The organism is Dehalobacter sp., assembly GCA_023667845.1.
Lineage (GTDB): Bacteria > Bacillota > Desulfitobacteriia > Desulfitobacteriales > Syntrophobotulaceae > Dehalobacter.
Window position 1 is genome coordinate 1 of sequence record JAMPIU010000039.1, and the last position, 16,257, is coordinate 16,257.

Consider the following 16,257-nt stretch of genomic DNA (forward strand, 5'->3'; position numbering starts at 1 on the left):
CAGCAGAACGTTATCAATAAATTCCAGCAGGATCAGCCCTTTTTGATCCAACGCCGTTATTTCAATATTCCGGCCAAATGTCCGAATCTCGATCGGAGGATTAATAAATCCGATGTCCCAGCGGGTGTACCTGCCCGGATATTCAAAGCTGCTGCAAAAGTAGGCACCCCGAACATCATTCAGCTCCGTAATGATTTTTTCACGATAGGACTTATCAACTTCTTCCGTTACGGAATGAATCAAAAGCCCTCCGCTGGTGTAATACGATTTGATTGAAGTATTCATATTGCTTAGCCTCCCCCAAGTTTGCTATAGAATACCGCTCTTTGCCATCCCTGGTAAAAGCGATGCGCCAAATCTATCCTTTGGATACCCGGTTAACATGGTACCTCGCTAATGCGTGGTCTCCGTTCGGCATCAAGTCTTCCGTGAATATAAAAAGCCCCTTATCCCTAGAAAGGGACAAGAGGCTATATCTCCTGCGGTACCACCCAAATTGGTATATTACTATACCCGCTCAATCATGTACAAACATACACGTCCTGATGATAACGGGTAGGATTCCCGACGACGCCTACTATCGATGATTTCGGGTCGTACTCATGAGGCCATTCGTCATAAACTTCCCTGCCGCAATCACACCAGCCTGCGACTCTCTGTAATTTTCCGTTCATGGTTACTATTCTCAATCTTCGCTTTAAAGCTATGCAGTTATTGTAAATCATTATATACAAATGCTTTTTATTTAGCAAGTGAATTCACGAAAATTATTTTGAAACATCCGGTTATGCCGGTCATATACATAGTATTAGATGATACCAGCTATCATTATTTCATTACTTAAGGAGTGAATAGCTTTGTGCGGAATTACAGGCTGGCTGGATTGGACGCAGGATCTGTCCGAATCCGGCCCTGTCATTGACAAAATGGTTGAAACCCTTACTCCCCGCGGTCCTGATGCTCGGGGAAAATGGCTTTATCCCGAAATTGCTTTGGGCCACAGCAGGCTGGCGGTTGTAGATATTGAAGGAGGAAAGCAACCCATGACCCGCTGGCGCGGCGGCTGGGCCTATACGATTACTTATAACGGAGAATTGTATAACACCGAAGAAATCCGCCAGGCTCTCTCAGTGAAAGGATATTCCTTCCAAGGGCATTCTGATACGGAAGTCCTGCTTCTGGCTTATCTGGAATGGGGCGTGGATTGCGTTCAGAAGCTCAATGGCATTTTCGCGTTTGGGATCTGGGACTGCCGGGAAAAATCTCTCTTTCTGGCCCGGGATAGAATGGGCGTTAAACCGCTGTTTTATTATCACAAATACCCGTCGTTCATTTTTGCTTCAGAAATGAAAGCGCTGCTTGCCCATCCGGATATCCCTGCGGTCATTGACCGTGAAGGCCTCGCCGAACTTTTTATGATTGCCCCGGCCAGGACTCCGGGTTTTGGTGTTATTAAAAACATTTGTGAACTAAAACCCGGATACGCCATGCTTGTTAAGTATGAGGGGATAAGACAGTGGCCGTACTGGCAGCTTGAGAACAAACCTCATACAGACGATATCCGAACAACGGTTGATCATGTTCGCGAGCTGGTCATCGATGCCATTTCCCGTCAGCTTGTCTCCGATGTTCCGCTCGGGACTTTATTGTCCGGAGGTCTGGATTCCAGTATCATAACGGCTATCGCTGCCAAGAAGTACCAGGCTGAAGGGAAAATCCTCCCCACGTTCTCTATTGACTACATTGCCAACGACAAATATTTTCAAGCAAATGACTATCAGCCTGATCCGGATGCTCCATGGGTGCGTAAAATGGCCAATTGCTTCAACACCGACCATCATAATCAGTTTCTGGATACTGCAGAACTGGTGGAAGCATTGACCGACGCTGCCGCAGCCAGAGACCTGCCTGGTATGGCCGATGTTGATTCTTCCCTGCTGCTGTTCAGCCGGAAAATCAAAGAGTCGGTGACGGTCGGACTTTCCGGGGAATGCGCAGATGAAGTTTTTGGCGGATATCCGTGGTTTCACCGGGATGATCTTAAAAATGCAGATACCTTTCCGTGGTCAACGGACCTTCAAACCCGCCTCCAGATCCTATCTCCGGAAATTCTCCAGATCATCGCACCTTTAGATTATGTAAGAGAGCGCTACCGGGAAGCCGTTTCAGAAGTTCCCGTTTCGGGGACCGCAAACGCCAAAGCAGATAACGATAAACGAATCAGTTACCTGACTTTGACCAGGTTCATGCCCACCTTGCTTGACCGCAAAGACAGAATGACGATGGCTTCCGGTCTGGAAGTCCGCGTGCCTTTCTGTGATCACCGGATTGTAGAATATGTCTGGAATATTCCTTGGGAAATGAAGTACTGGCAAAATCGTGAAAAAGGCCTTTTGCGAACCGCCCTGGAAGGCATCCTTCCTGAAGATGTTCTATGGCGGCGCAAAAGCCCTTACCCCAAAACCCACCATCCGCAATTCCTGGAAATGGTCACGAGTAGACTTCGTACCGTTCTGGAAGACTCTGCCTCACCGCTGTATGATTTGGTGAATAAAAAACAGCTTCTGGAGTTAATGGCCAATCCGTCATCCGATGCCAATCGACCATGGTTCGGTCAGCTGATGGACACACCCAGACTTTTTGCCTTTCTGCTGCAGATGGATTTCTGGTTCAAAAAATATAAGATCAGGATCATCTGATCTTTAGAGGAAATTATACAGGCGGTTACATCGAAGAGGCCAATAATGCCTAAAAGTAGCGCTTTTTCTATTCAGAATTCGCCAAGATTCGGATCCTGAATTCCCAACATGACGGCTTAAGAAGAAAGCTTATCACACTATCCTGCATCTCTTAAAATACTAACGTAACGTAATCCAATCGCGCCCAAGCGGAACAAGGATGTGGAGCGCGGCTGTTAGCGCCAGGAGGGCGCTATCTGCCGAAGAGCGGTTGGATTACGTTACGAAAACATGCATATCGTTATCTGAGCTGCAAATAATATCATCAAAAGAGAAACTGCCCCGCGGAGAGCATTTGCTTTATTCCTCTCCGGAGGCAGTTTGACTTTTTCGGACAAATTCAATCACTTTTTCATCATCCTCTTCACCAATGACATTCGTAAGCAGGAAGTCAAGACCAGGCAGTGAGGTCTTGGTCCTTGCCTCACCGGTCTGCAGCAATTCTTCCACGCGTACGAGGTCGAAATCCACCTCGGGTCTGGGATTTCCCCTGCTCTGAGGAATACCGTTCATTAACGGCCGCATGACTGTTTCATCCGCAGCAGCAATCGTGCTGTAGCCTAGCTCCTCCATGGCCACCTCATTCATCACCGGGCTTTGACCGGCGCTCTTATCAAGCCGCAGAACGTTATTTTGCCTTGCCCAACCGTCCTGAGGATTTCTGGACTCATTGTTTTGGACAATCGCAGTTTTCAGGGCATTTTTAACAAAAGCAGACCGTTCCTCCGGAGGGATCTGCGAAAGAACCCTCCAGAGCTCAAAATCTTCATTTTCAGAAATGTAAAGTACAAGATGACCTGTTGTTTTCATTATTCAACATTTACTTTCCTGGTAAGATTATTGACCAGGTTTGCGGCCATAATCCGGAAACCTGCTGCATTCCCAAACTGAGGATCGTCAATCAGAACCTTATTTTCCAGATTCAGATATTCGAAGATCATTTCCCCGACTTTACCGGCGACAAGGATTGTATGAATCCTGCCGGCCATCGGTTTCAGCGTCTTCATAATTTCTCTGGAAATATCGGCGGCCAGCTGGGCCAGCATCTTCTTCATGACAGGATTAAGGTCAATTGCTCCGTTATTCCACGGATATAATCCTTTATTCACTCTGAAAATTTTATCAAGTTCCTTGTCATCCGTCTCGATCGGGTTGGTATGGTCCATGGTCATTTCTTTGAGTTTTTCGGCTACGCCGGCATACGCCCATTGCAGCCCCTTCTCGATGCTGAATGAATTCGGTGGATCAAGCATAATGCCATCGTAAAATGTGGCAATATCCGTCGTTCTGAAACCGGGATCTATGACAACAACATAACCGCCGAAAAGCTTCGGATTGGTCGGTTTGCCGTCTTCAGTCAGTGTCTCCTTGATGAATACGCCGTAACTTTGAGGCAGCACTCTCGAACGGAGAATGTTCATACTGCGCGTTTGTCCCTTGAATGTGCCGGACAGAAAAGTCACAGAAAAAGAACCCTTTAATTCCGCCTCGTATTTGTCTTTCAGAGAGGCGTAGAATTTGACAGGAACCCCGGTTCCGAGATAGATGTTCGTCTTAGGATAAGGCTGGGCCAAAGCTAAGCCCACGATCAGCAAAGACATCGCTTCTTCATCCGTAGATTTATCTTCATCCCAGCAATAATGAGCTTCTTTGGGATTCAGACTCTCGGCCAGGCTTCCCATAAAATAATGCCGTTCTACGCCGCTGGAATTATTTCTGACAATGACATCAAGAGAAGCGATTTGTTTATCGAGATCCGATCCTTTTTCAAGCTCAGTTCTGCCCAAGGTTGAGAAAATTCTCTCATTACCATTACAGATGACTGCAGGAAATAATATCTTCGTATCGCCAATATCGAGCTTTATGGCGCCAAAACCAGGATCTGCACCAGCAACCAGTATGTCGTTTTCGAACACGTGCTTTCCTCCCTATTCTACAAAAAATATGAATTTCCAAAATAATTCTATCATTCTATTCATTGTATATCAAAACAAAGTTCTTGGGAAGATTTTAAACGCTCCATTTTCTTGATTTTTTTGGTAATCACATGGCATTTTCATCATAACTTTCAGAAAATCGAGAATAAATTGCCTGGACAAGGAAAAAATTAATAGAGATATGGACCGAAAGGAGCGCAAGCCATTGCTGATCGGTATTGTTCGAACGATTATCCTCTATTTGATTATTGTCCTCGTCTTAAGAGTCATGGGCAAAAGACAAATTGGTCAGCTCCAGCCTTTTGAGCTTGTTATTATTCTGATGATTTCCGAACTTGCCGTTATCCCGAGTCAGGATTCTGGTATTCCGCTGGTGGCGGGCTTATTTCCGGTCCTGATCCTGCTTCTGCTCGGTCTGGCCATTTCGGAGATCGCTTTAAAGAGTGAAAAAGCCCGCGGTATTATCTGCGGTACACCGACCATTCTGATCAATAAGGGGCAAATCCTTGAAGGAGAACTCAGAAAACTCCGCTACAACCTCAGTGATCTGCTTGAACAGCTCCGGTCGAAAAATCTGCCGAACATCGCCGATGTTGAATATGCGATTTTAGAAACCAACGGTCAGCTTAGTGTTATCCCCAAAATAGGCAAACGTCCGGTGAATACGCAGGATTTGAAGCTGCAGATAACAGCTGAAGGTCTGCCTTTAGCCTTGATCATGGACGGTAAGCTCCAGCAAAAGAATCTGGAGAAATCCGGTGTCAATATTCAATGGCTGAATAAGGAACTGACCAAAGCAAATGTTCCCGATATTAAGAAGGTGTTTTTTGCGAGCATCGACTCCCAGCGCAAGCTCTATATTCAGCAAAAAGCAGACCCAAACAAATAATCCCAAACAAATATTCTCTTTTGAAAAGGAGGAGACAGCATGCGTTCGACGCTCACCATTATCCTGGGTTTCGTGATTCTAATCGGATCGACCTTATGGGTTGCCGACAGGATCGATTCTACTTCCGGCGCTGTGCTGGATAATCTGAATCAGGTCGAGCTTCTGATCGCCTCTGAGAAATGGGACGAAGCCTCCTTAAAGATACAGCAAACTTATGACCATTGGACCAAACTGCACGATTGGTGGTCCATTTTTCTCAATCACAGTATCCTGAACAATATAGAAATCTCCTACAAACGCCTTTCCCAATACGTTAAGTACAAAGAAAAAAGCCATTCCATGGCTGAATTGAATACCCTGACTTTCCTGTTGCAGGAGGTCCCAAAATCAGAAACGCTGAAGTTAAATAACATTTTGTAAAAGTTAAGCAGGATCAGGCTTGTTCAAAACTGCGGGGCTGACAATATGAACTGGCGTAGCTTTTTCCGGAAGTATGTCCGGATCATCTCCATCAATGAATTATTTGCGCTTAGCGGACAGGTTGCCTACTACATCATCCTGTCCTTTTTCCCGTTTGTTATTTTTCTTCTGACCCTGGTCGGTTTTCTGAACATCAGCAATGCTGAGTTTTTCAGCAGTTTTAAGTTCCTGCTGCCTGCAGAAACCGTCCAAATGGTTGAAACCATTGTCAATGAGGTCTTCGGCGTCCGCAGCAGCCCTGCTTTGCTTATCGTAAGCATGCTTGGGGCTCTGTGGGCATCTTTGAATGGTATCAACGCCTTGATGAGAGGAGCCGGCAAAGCCTACGGTCTTCAGGAAACCTGGTCGTTTTTTCGTTTGAAACTTTCGGCTTTGCTTTTTTTTGTTATCGTTGCGCTGGCTGTCGTCGGTTCATTCCTGGTATTAATCTTCGGCCAAAAACTGGCCAATATTTTTGTCTATCTTTTAGGGCCGGACAACATCTTTCCACTCATTTGGCAGAACCTTCGCCTGCTTATCCAGTTTATTTTTCTGATTATGATCTTCATCCTGCTGAATATCATCGCAACCCACAACAAATATCCGATCCGCAGTTACTTTGCCGGTTCGTTATTTTCCGCAGGCGGATGGATCATTATTTCGATGGTTTTTGCCTATTACGTGAATCATTTCAACAGCTATACCCTGGCCTACGGAAGCATTGCGGGCATCATCCTTCTTTTGTTGTGGCTGTACTGGAGCTGTGTTATACTGCTGCTCGGCAGCGCGTTGAATGCTGTATTCATTGATAGGACTAATTAAGCCCGGAAAAATCCAGCGTTGCAAAATAATCGTCAATGGTTTCGGCTCTTCTGATCATCTCAACCCGGCCGTCAGGTTTCAGAAGAAGTTCTTTGGATCTGAGCTTGCCGTTATAATTGAATCCCATGGCATGTCCATGTGCGCCCGTATCGTGAATCACCACAAGATCCCCGATATCTATTTTGGGCAAAATCCTGTCTACCGCAAATTTATCGTTGTTCTCACAAAGCCCTCCGGTCACATCATACTGATGGTCCGGTATCAACTGTTCTTTCCCGACAACCGTGATATGATGATAAGCGCCGTAAATCCCCGGACGCATCAGATCAGCCATGCTGGCATCAAGTCCGATATAGTTCTTATAGATTTCTTTTTTATGAAGCGTTCTGGCAACCACATAACCGTAAGGTCCTGTAATCATCCGCCCGCACTCCATGGCTACCTTCAACGGGTCCAGTCCGGCCGGAACAAGCAGTTGTTCGTAAACCTGTTTGATCCGTTTCCCGACATATTCCAGATTTACAGGATCTTGACCCAGCCGGTACGGAATTCCGATCCCACCGCCAAGGTTAATGATTTCAATCCGGATACCGAGCTTTTCTTTCAGCTCCACCGCCAGTTCGAACATCATCCGGGCCGTCTCGACAAAAAACTCCGGATCAAGTTCATTGGAAATCACCATGGTATGAATACCGAATCTTTTGGCACCGAGACTTCTGACTTTGGCATACGCTTCAAAAAGCTGCTCTCTTGTCAGTCCGTATTTGGCATCTTCAGGTTTTCCGATAATCGTATTGCCCTCGCGCAGCGGACCGGGGTTATAGCGGAAAGAGATCATTTCAGGTATTCCGGCTTCTCTGTCCAGAAAATCGATATGGGTGATATCGTCCAGATTGATGATCGCTCCAAGGTCCCTGGCCTTGCAGAATTCGGCTGCCGGCGTATCATTGGAGGAGAATACAATGTTTTCCCCTTTCAACCCGGCCTTCTCGGCCAAAATAAGTTCTGGAAGAGAACTGCAGTCCGCGCCGGTGCCCTCTTCGGCTAAAATTTTTAAGATATACGGATTAGGCGTCGCCTTTACCGCAAAATATTCTTTAAAGCCTGGATTCCAGGCAAAGGCAGCCTGAAGCCTGCGTACGTTCTCCCGGATTGCTTTTTCATCATAAATATGAAAAGGCGTTCCATACTCCTGGGCAATTCTTTCAATTTCCTGACTGGAAAAAGGCAGTGATTTATTCGACATGGTCGCATCCTCCTCATTTCTCATACACTAAAAAGGTTTACGGACACTACCCGTAAACCTGAAAAATCCTATTTTACCGGCATATCAAACACCGGAATTTGAAAGGTTCCGAATAGCGCTTCATTCCGTTTCAGAATGACAGTTTTATACTCTTTCAGTATAAACCCAGCCGGACTCTTGGCCATCATCCGGCTTCGGCAGTGTTTCCTTTCTTTATTCGTCATCGACTGGCATCTCGGAATCATTACTCTTAAGCACTGCGCCTCTATCCCTAAATATTCAATTCGTTCAATTATTTTAGCATATACGACAAAAAAAGACAACTTTTCCGATCAGAACAATTGAGATTGTTTTACCACTCAACCAATATAGCACCTGAAGTAAGTCCTCCACCAAAGGCTACGAAAATAAGCAAGTCTCCTCTGCAGATTTTATTATTGCTGACAACTTCATCAAGTGCAATTGGAATAGTAGCCGACAATTTGGTTTGTGATCTAAATCCTCAGAATTCAAGGGATTAAAAAATATCCCAAACATTAGCTTTGGAATATTTTCAAACTGATTAGACATTTTCTGATCGTTCTTCCTCAAAATACGTTGAAGCTTCCTCTTCCTCTTCTTCTGCCGTATGCTCCAGCGGCGGAAGATCCTGAATAGATTTCAGGCCAAAGTGGATAAGAAAATCTTCAGTTGTCCCGTAAAGGATCGGGCGTCCCGGACCATCCTTCCGTCCCAAGTCTTTGACCAGTCCTCTTTCAACCAGCGTGGCCAGCGCCCGGTCGGATTGGACGCCGCGGATGAAATCAATTTCGCCGCGGGTAATCGGCTGCTTGTAAGCAATAATCGACAGGACTTCCAGCGCTGCATTCGACAGCACCTGAGAAGGCTGTTTGTATAAAACTTCGATATAACCGGCAAGTTCAGGCTTTGTTCCAAGCCGGAAACCCTGTTCCAGCTCGATAATCACCAGACCACTCGCGGGATCTTCATATCTGTCCTTTAGAACCTGCAGAAATTCAGGCACATGATCGACTGGTATCTCCAGTATCTCTGCAATCTTCGTCATGCTCAGCGGTTCCTTAGCCACAAAAAGTAAAGCTTCCAGGGCAGCAATCTCCGTATCCTGAAACAGCATCATCCCAATTCCTCATTTCGAAAGTCCCAAGCTTTTTCGGTTGGAACCAAAAATATTTCATTGGCCTCTTTGCTTTGCTCCGCCCTGACTTTTCCTTCTTTGAGCAGCTCAAGCAAGGCAATAAAGGCTACCACAATTTCTACTCTCGACCCGTATCTTAGAAGCTGACTGAACTTCAACCCTCTGGGATGCAGGATCATTCTGCGCATGATGTCGCTCGTCATCATCTCCACAGGGATTTCCTCGATCTGCACATACTGGATATCCTCACCTTTTTCAACCCGCTCCAGAACAGCTTGAAATGCCTTGAACAAATCCTCCATGACAATGCCCTGCAAAGGGTTCGGCGGCGGGATCCTGGAAAGGATCTCTTCCAGATCGATTTCCCGAAAATATCTGCTGCCCAGCGTTTCGTCCCTCGAGCTCAAAAACGCGGCAATACTTTTAAAAGCCCTGTAGGTGACAAGCCTTTCCACAAGGTCTTGTTTCATCTCTTCTTCCAGTAACAGCTCCTCTTCGGTCTTTTGCGGTTTTGGCAGCAGCTGCCGTGATTTCAGATACAACAAATGGGCCGCCAGTACCAAAAATTCCGAAGTCACTTCCATATCCAGCGCTTCTAATTTGCGGACAGTAGCGATGAATTGATCGGCAATAAGCGCGATAGGAATATCATAAATATCAACTTTGTGCTCCTGGATCAGATGAAGGAGTAAATCCAGAGGGCCTTGAAAATTGGGAATTTCAACATAAGGTTTATGTTTTAGCGCATCATCCATCAGATTCCCAGCGCTGACCGGACTTCCGCCATGGTTGCTGCAGCGGTGATTCCGGCTTTCTCGGCGCCCTCCTGCAGTACTTTTTCAACCTTGCCGTCTTCATCCCAGAATAGCCTTCTTTCCCGATAGGGGGCAAGCACTTTATCGATGTTTTCGGCCAGATACTTCTTACAGGCGACGCAGCCGATCTTGCCGGCGCAGCATTCTTCTTCAACCCGGTTCACATCCGGCGTATAAATATGATGAAACTTGGAAACCACACAGACTTCCGGATGTCCCGGGTCATCCTTGCGGAGGCGCTCGGGATCCGTGATCATCTGTCTGACCCTGATATTGATTTCTTCCGTTGAGGCTGTAAGCGAGATCGCGTTGTTATAGCTTTTGCTCATTTTTCGGCCGTCAACACCCGGCAGCAGCGGCACTTTGCCGATAAGGGCCTGCGGTTCGGGAAAAACGTTCCCATACAGGTAATTAAAGCGGCGTCCGACTTCCCGGCAAAGTTCGATATGCGGAATCTGGTCTTCTCCTACCGGGACGGCTTTGGCCTTGTAGACAAGAATATCCGCCGCCTGCAGTAAAGGATAACCGAGAAAACCATACGTATGCAGGTCTTTGCCTTCATTCCCGAGCTGCTGGAGCTGATCCTTATACGTCGGCACTCTTTCCAGCCACGAAATCGGCGTGAACATGGAGAACAAAAGGTGAAGTTCCGCATGTTCCTTGACCTGGGACTGAATGAACACCGCGCTCTTTTCGGGATCGATTCCGACACTCAGCCAGTCCAGGGCCATTTCTCTGATGAAAGCCTTAAGGTCAAGCTTATCTTCATAACCAGTGGTCAGCGCATGCCAGTCGACAATGCCAAAATAGCATTCATATTCATCCTGGAGCGCAGCCCAGCTCTGCAGAACGCTTAAATGTCCTATATGCAGCGAACCTGTCGGCCGCATACCGCTAAAAATTCTGTTTCTCAAAGTCATTTCTCCCTTCAGGATTTTACAATTCATAAAAATCTATGATCGAATGGTTTATTATCTACGCAATCAGCTCTGTCATTTTTTTCGAGCAGGATTTCGAGATACCTTTTTTCTTCATCCGGAGTCCGAATTTTTCCTTCGAGCCAGGCCAGCCGAATCTGTTTCAGGATGCGGCCGATTTCCGGTCCTTCCCTGACGCCTAATTGCCGCAGATCTTTTCCGGTTGTTTTCATCTGGATTCCATCGCGCAGCAAACGGTATTTTTTCAGAGAATCCGTATAGGCATCATCACTGCCAAGAATATTAAACAACAATAACGGAACTCCTGCAAGTAATTCATCAACGTTTTTCAGATCGGTAAGATCTTCCAGTTTTAAGGCTTGCTTCAGCCGCAGATATTCCAGCGTAATCTTTTTGAGCGATTTATGTAAGGCCAGTCTGTCCAAAACAGCGGAAATCTCTGTACTGTCCAGATTTTTCAGGCTGATGAGCCATCGTTCGGTCAATGACCTTTGCTCACCGACGGACTCCGCCTCCTCAAAGTTCCAGGCATAATCCGCTTTAAACCAGGCTTTGAAAACACCGGTCCGTATTAATTCGCGGCCCATGTACTGAAATTTGGCTTCCTTATAGATCAGGATCAGTTCTTCCGTAAAGCGGTCCGCGCTGATTTTGGCAAAAACGTCCTCTTTTAAGGCGATTGGTATCGCATCTGCCGTCACCTTGGCAAGCTTGAACGCATACCGAACTGCAAACTTTATGGCTCTGAGCATCCGGGTAGGATCGTCAATAAAGCTGAGGTTATGCAAGAAACGAATTTCCTTTTGCTGCAGGTCACGAAAACCGCCATAATAATCAATGATATCGCCAAAACTGTCTTCGTTCAAACATAAAGCCATGGCATTGATGGTGAAATCTCTCCGGAGCAAATCCTCTCTGAGGGTTGACTCCTCCACAACCGGCAAAGCTCCGGGAAAATCATAATCCTCCCGGCGGGTTGAAGCAATATCCAAATGTGTGCCGTTGCTGAAAATCAGACTGGCTGTACCAAAGGACGCATGCAAGACCAATTTGTCGCAAGCCAGTTTTTTACTCAGAATCCTGCCCAGTTCAATCCCGTTGCCTTCGACAACAATATCCAGATCATGGTTCGGCATATTCATCAGTAAATCTCTGACAAAACCGCCAACCAGATAGACCTGGTTCCCCATTTCCGAAGCGGCTTCCCGAATTGCCGCCAGATCATCCTGAATGTACTGGGGAAGCTCTGCAATATGCCGCAGGATTTCTTCCCGTCTGGCTATGCTTCTGTCTCTGGCAAGCTCATTTAAGGTCGGTACGACGCTGCCATAAATGAGCCGCATCACATCAGATCTCGACACAATACCGGTAAGGATCTCGTTTTCCACCACCGGGATTCTGCCGATATCATGTAAAACCATCAGCTTCTGGACTTCTTCCCAGCTTAAATCCGGCTGGACCGTAATCACGTCCCGGGTCATAAACCCTTTAACCGGAGCGTGCTGCAACCCGTGTTTCAGGGCCTTGTCCACGTCCCTGCGCGAGATGATCCCGACAAGCTTTTCCGCCTGGACAACAGGCAGGCCGGTATGCCCGTACTTTAGAAGCAGCTTGCCTACCTCTTCGATCGAGGTATCCGGGAAAACCGTTTTAACAGGATAACTCATAATATCGCGTATCGTCGTTGGTTTCTCTGCCCTCAGCTTGATTTCTTCTCGTAACAGCCTGAGGATACTGTCGATATTGCCATTTTTGATTACGGCTGAAGCGGCTTTTTCATGACCTCCGCCGCCAAAAGCCTGAACAATTTCATTGAGCGGCAGGCTGCTGCCTCCTCTTGCTCTTCCGACAAGATAGACCCTGTCTTCCATCTTCACGACGAGGAAAAAGATCTCCGCATTCTCAAATTCACCGATCCGGTGAGCAAGCAAAGCCAGCCCTGAAAAATATTCCTTGCTTTCGGCATAGGAGATAAAAACCGGCATTTCGTTATATTTTTCGATCATGCCGTTATCCAGTAACTGCTGGAATAAGTCCTTTTGCTCCGAGGTAAGCGGTCTCTGCAGATACTCCGCCATGACGGCAAGCTCAGCCCCTTCTTCCACAAGATAGGCGGCTGCCAGCAGATCCCTCGGTGTTGTGTTGGCAAAAAGCAGGCTCCCGGTGTCATCATAAATCCCCAGAGCCATTAACGTCGCATCAAAACTGGTCAGATTAATGCCTCTTTGCTGAATCTGTTCCACCAGAATCGTCGTACAGGCCCCAACCATTTCAACCGTCCGGTCCCGGCCATCCGGTTCAAGGACAGGATGATGGTCAATGATCTCAATCGGGATGGTCCGAAGCCGGTCCATAAGATTTTTATTGCCGATGGACCGTTCGATTTCCTGTGTATCCACGAGAATGATCTTTTCTACCTTGTCCACGTCAATATCTTTGAAGCGGTAGTAGGGCAACTGTTCTTTGGCCAGCGATAAAAACTCCTGTACATAAGAACCGTATTTGCCGTCGATCACCAATACGGCTTCCGGACATAGCTTTTGCGCTGCGGCCATCGCTGCAAGCGCATCAAAATCGAGAAATTGATGTGACAGGATAATGATCATCGCTGATTCTCCATCCATACCCTTTTCGCCGATAAATCCCGAACGTCTTTACTGCTCAGCAGCCTTATTTATCTCACCCATTACCGCGTCAATCTCATTCTGCGTCATTCCTTCTTTTTTCAGCCGATGATCAATCGCATCGACCCAAAATCCGCATTTGGCAGCCATTTTTTTGAAGGCTTTCCCATTCACTTTGCTTCTCTGGGCACGAGATTCGGCGTTTCCCTGAACGATACTGCAGATATACCTGGCTTTCAAGCAGGCAGCCTGGTCCATCTCGTTATACGTTTTGTTCAGCTGTTCAATCACACTGGTATAATAGGTCTTGAATTCTTCGAAAGCAATCTCTGTCTCCATTTGAAGGTATTCCTTCAATTTGGCCATTTTTTCGTCCATTGTACCCTCCTGTATCTCCTCTTCAATCGGAGCGATCTTTTTGATTGGAATTTCTCCATATATTATATCAGTTTATTATATAAGAAAATAAAGAATTTGGAAAATATAAATATTTGTCCTGCTCGCCTCATACTTGTTGATTAATTTGCCAAGAATGTCATAATGTATGAGGAAAAAGTTTACTGTCCAAAGACGAAGGAGGCCTCTCAACTATGGAATTCACACCTGCCATGACACTGTCTGTCATCATCTTTGCGGCTGCCTATCTGCTCATCGTGACTGAAAAGATTGACAGAGTGATCATCGCGCTCGGCGGCGGTGTTCTGATGGCGCTTATGGGGCTATTAGATCATGAGAATCCTTACGAAGCCATCGACTTTAATACACTTGCCCTGCTGATCAGCATGATGGTGATCGTCATGATTACCCAGCGCACCGGTGTGTTCGAATTTCTGGCCATTAAAGTTGTCAAGCTGGCCAAGGGAGAACCCTGGAAAGTGTTGGTGTACCTTTCCTTCATCACAGCGGTCGCTTCAGCCTTCCTGGACAATGTAACCACAATCCTGTTGATTCTCCCGATCACGCTGGATGTCACAAAAGACCTTAAGATAAAGCCCATCCCGTTCGTCATCAGCCAGATCTTTGCCTCGAACATCGGCGGCACGGCGACCCTGATTGGCGACCCGCCAAATATCATGATCGGGACAAAGGCGGGCTTAAGCTTTATGGATTTTGTTATTAATGTTGCACCAATCATTGTTCCTATCCTGCTCGTCACGATTGGAGCATTTCTGCTGGTCTATAAAAAATATCTCCATACAAAAGAAGAGAACAAAAAAAAGGTCCTGCTGTTCAACGAATACGAAGCACTCAAGGATAAGAAGCTCCTTACTAAATGCCTCATCGTACTGAGCCTGACCATCCTGGGCTTTATCCTGCATGGCGTTTTAAATTATCCGTCTTCGGTCGTAGCCATGACCGGGGCAGTCCTTCTTCTGCTGATTTCCAAAGTCAAACCGGAAAAAGTATTGAAAGAAGTCGAGTGGAAAACGATCTTCTTCTTTGCCGGTCTTTTTATGCTGGTGGGCGGTCTGGAACGGGCCGGAGTTTTGGAAGTGCTCGCAAAAAGCATCGTTCAGCAAACCAACGGCGACATGTTTTTACTCGGAATGGCCGTTCTCTGGGTTTCCGCGATCGCTTCGGCCTTTGTTGACAACATCCCGTTTACCGCAACCATGATCCCGCTGATTCAGGAAGTCGGCGTGCTGACCGGAATGGATATTACACCGTTATGGTGGGCGCTCTCACTGGGGGCCTGTCTGGGCGGAAACGGCACCATTATCGGGGCAAGTGCCAATGTTGTGGCTTCCGGCATGGCCGAGGAAGCAGGATATAAAATAACCTTCGGCCAGTACTTTAAAGTCTGCTTCCCCATAATGCTGATCACCGTCGCCATCAGTACGGTTTACCTTGTTCTGCGCTATTTGCTTTAGTAATTTGACATCAGTTCAAAGACCACAAGGTTTTTGGTCTTGTGGTTTATTGTTTTTGTGGGAGATAAGCGGGATCGAACCGCTGGCCTCTTGAATGCCATACAAGCATTTCCTATATTAAATTGCGGTATTCCCTTCTTCCGTCCATAATAGCGTATATAATAACTGTATTTTTTTCCTCATTATATTTATAAAATACAAGATGACTCTCAACAATTATTGCCCTGTATCCCTGCTTTTTTAAAATTGAATATCTAGGTATGCTTCCTGACTCCGGAAATTCTTGCAGACGATTAATTACTGTTTCAATTTTATCCAGATATTCTAGTGCAATATCTACATCTCCGGAATCATCAGCTATATAGAATATGATTTCACGAAGCTGCTCCTCTGCCTTATCTGTTCTTAAAATATTGCACTTCATACATTCTTCCTTTCTAATAAAGATGCACGAAGTTCGTCGAATGTGTTCTGCATCGGCGCCACTCGACCGGATTTCACATCGTCTTCCGCTTCTGCCAACGTTTTTAAAAGCTCTAATTCAGATTTCATCCGATAGTAATCCTGCAGTCCAAGAACCACCGTATCACCACGCCCATTTACTGTAATAATAACAGCTTCCCTTGTTTCTTTGCACTGCTTGGATATTTCGCTGTAATGATTTCTTAAATCTGCTGACGGCCGAATTACTTTCTCCATGGTATCACCTCTTTTTCAAACATTCTCTTATAGTCATATTATATCTCAATATGACTATTTTAT

At 46.2% G+C, this 16,257-nt stretch carries 16 protein-coding genes, 1 riboswitch and 1 other annotated feature; of the genes, 5 read left to right on the forward strand and 11 right to left on the reverse strand.

Annotated elements, in window-relative coordinates; translation table 11 throughout:
• Nucleotides 1–285, reverse strand: a 285-nt coding sequence (locus NC238_01770; protein MCM1564684.1) for an anthranilate synthase component I, incomplete at its 3' end; no start/stop codon positions are given.
• Nucleotides 286–455: 170 nt separating this feature from the next.
• Nucleotides 456–702 (reverse strand) — a binding site (T-box leader).
• Nucleotides 703–857: 155 nt separating this feature from the next.
• On the opposite strand from NC238_01770, the gene asnB reads away from it, so the two are divergent.
• Nucleotides 858–2,699 (forward strand): asparagine synthase (glutamine-hydrolyzing), encoded by a 1,842-nt coding sequence (gene asnB / locus NC238_01775; GenBank protein ID MCM1564685.1) that lies wholly within the window; start codon nucleotides 858–860, stop codon nucleotides 2,697–2,699.
• Nucleotides 2,700–3,038: 339 nt separating this feature from the next.
• On the opposite strand, the gene NC238_01780 is transcribed toward asnB, so the two are convergent.
• Nucleotides 3,039–3,548: a hypothetical protein gene (locus NC238_01780; GenBank protein ID MCM1564686.1), complete on the reverse strand. Its 510-nt coding sequence runs from the start codon at nucleotides 3,546–3,548 to the stop codon at nucleotides 3,039–3,041.
• A complete protein-coding gene (locus NC238_01785) occupies nucleotides 3,548–4,654 on the reverse strand; it encodes a ParM/StbA family protein (protein MCM1564687.1) in 1,107 nt (368 codons plus the stop codon). The genes NC238_01780 and NC238_01785 overlap by 1 nt, the downstream gene beginning before the upstream one ends.
• Nucleotides 4,655–4,880: 226 nt before the next feature.
• Here NC238_01785 and NC238_01790 point away from each other — a divergent pair, with 226 nt between their 5' ends.
• From NC238_01790 to NC238_01800, 3 genes are read left to right on the forward strand one after another with little or no spacing between them, the layout of a single operon-like run.
• The gene (locus NC238_01790) at nucleotides 4,881–5,564 is read left to right on the forward strand and encodes a DUF421 domain-containing protein (protein ID MCM1564688.1); all 684 of its coding nucleotides are present in this window, start codon (nucleotides 4,881–4,883) and stop codon (nucleotides 5,562–5,564) included.
• A 39-nt stretch (nucleotides 5,565–5,603) separates the two neighbouring features.
• Nucleotides 5,604–5,984 carry a DUF4363 family protein gene (locus tag NC238_01795; protein MCM1564689.1) on the forward strand — a complete coding sequence of 127 codons (381 nt, stop codon included), beginning with the start codon at nucleotides 5,604–5,606 and terminating at the stop codon, nucleotides 5,982–5,984.
• 45 nt (nucleotides 5,985–6,029) lie between these two features.
• Nucleotides 6,030–6,845 (forward strand): YihY/virulence factor BrkB family protein, encoded by an 816-nt coding sequence (locus NC238_01800; GenBank protein ID MCM1564690.1) that lies wholly within the window; start codon nucleotides 6,030–6,032, stop codon nucleotides 6,843–6,845.
• On the opposite strand, the gene NC238_01805 is transcribed toward NC238_01800, so the two are convergent.
• The 6 genes from NC238_01805 to NC238_01830 form a co-directional block, all read right to left on the reverse strand.
• On the reverse strand, nucleotides 6,838–8,091 hold the full coding sequence (locus NC238_01805; GenBank protein MCM1564691.1) for a diaminopimelate decarboxylase: 1,254 nt from the start codon (nucleotides 8,089–8,091) through the stop codon (nucleotides 6,838–6,840). The genes NC238_01800 and NC238_01805 overlap by 8 nt on opposite strands.
• Nucleotides 8,092–8,196: 105 nt before the next feature.
• A riboswitch (Lysine riboswitch) is annotated at nucleotides 8,197–8,367 on the reverse strand.
• A gap of 286 nt (nucleotides 8,368–8,653) precedes the next feature.
• Entirely contained in the window at nucleotides 8,654–9,229 is a 576-nt protein-coding gene (gene scpB, locus NC238_01810) for an SMC-Scp complex subunit ScpB (GenBank protein ID MCM1564692.1), read from the reverse strand.
• Nucleotides 9,226–10,002, reverse strand: a complete 777-nt coding sequence (locus NC238_01815; GenBank protein ID MCM1564693.1) for a segregation/condensation protein A — start codon at nucleotides 10,000–10,002, stop codon at nucleotides 9,226–9,228. Before NC238_01815 ends, scpB begins: the two co-directional genes overlap by 4 nt.
• Nucleotides 10,002–10,976, reverse strand: coding sequence for a tryptophan--tRNA ligase (trpS, locus tag NC238_01820; protein ID MCM1564694.1), 975 nt, complete (start codon nucleotides 10,974–10,976; stop codon nucleotides 10,002–10,004). Before trpS ends, NC238_01815 begins: the two co-directional genes overlap by 1 nt.
• Nucleotides 10,977–11,005: 29 nt before the next feature.
• Complete coding sequence (locus NC238_01825) at nucleotides 11,006–13,624, reverse strand: CBS domain-containing protein (protein ID MCM1564695.1); 2,619 nt, start codon at nucleotides 13,622–13,624, stop codon at nucleotides 11,006–11,008.
• A 30-nt stretch (nucleotides 13,625–13,654) separates the two neighbouring features.
• Nucleotides 13,655–14,002, reverse strand: a complete 348-nt coding sequence (locus NC238_01830; GenBank protein ID MCM1564696.1) for a hypothetical protein — start codon at nucleotides 14,000–14,002, stop codon at nucleotides 13,655–13,657.
• Between the two features lie 212 nt (nucleotides 14,003–14,214).
• Between NC238_01830 and NC238_01835 the strand changes: the two genes are divergently transcribed.
• Entirely contained in the window at nucleotides 14,215–15,495 is a 1,281-nt protein-coding gene (locus NC238_01835; GenBank protein ID MCM1564697.1) for an ArsB/NhaD family transporter, read from the forward strand.
• A gap of 112 nt (nucleotides 15,496–15,607) precedes the next feature.
• Here NC238_01835 and NC238_01840 read toward each other — a convergent pair whose 3' ends face one another.
• Entirely contained in the window at nucleotides 15,608–15,919 is a 312-nt protein-coding gene (locus NC238_01840) for a type II toxin-antitoxin system RelE/ParE family toxin (protein MCM1564698.1), read from the reverse strand.
• Nucleotides 15,916–16,194, reverse strand: a complete 279-nt coding sequence (locus NC238_01845) for a type II toxin-antitoxin system Phd/YefM family antitoxin (GenBank protein MCM1564699.1) — start codon at nucleotides 16,192–16,194, stop codon at nucleotides 15,916–15,918. The genes NC238_01840 and NC238_01845 overlap by 4 nt, the downstream gene beginning before the upstream one ends.
• Nucleotides 16,195–16,257: the final 63 nt, after the last annotated feature.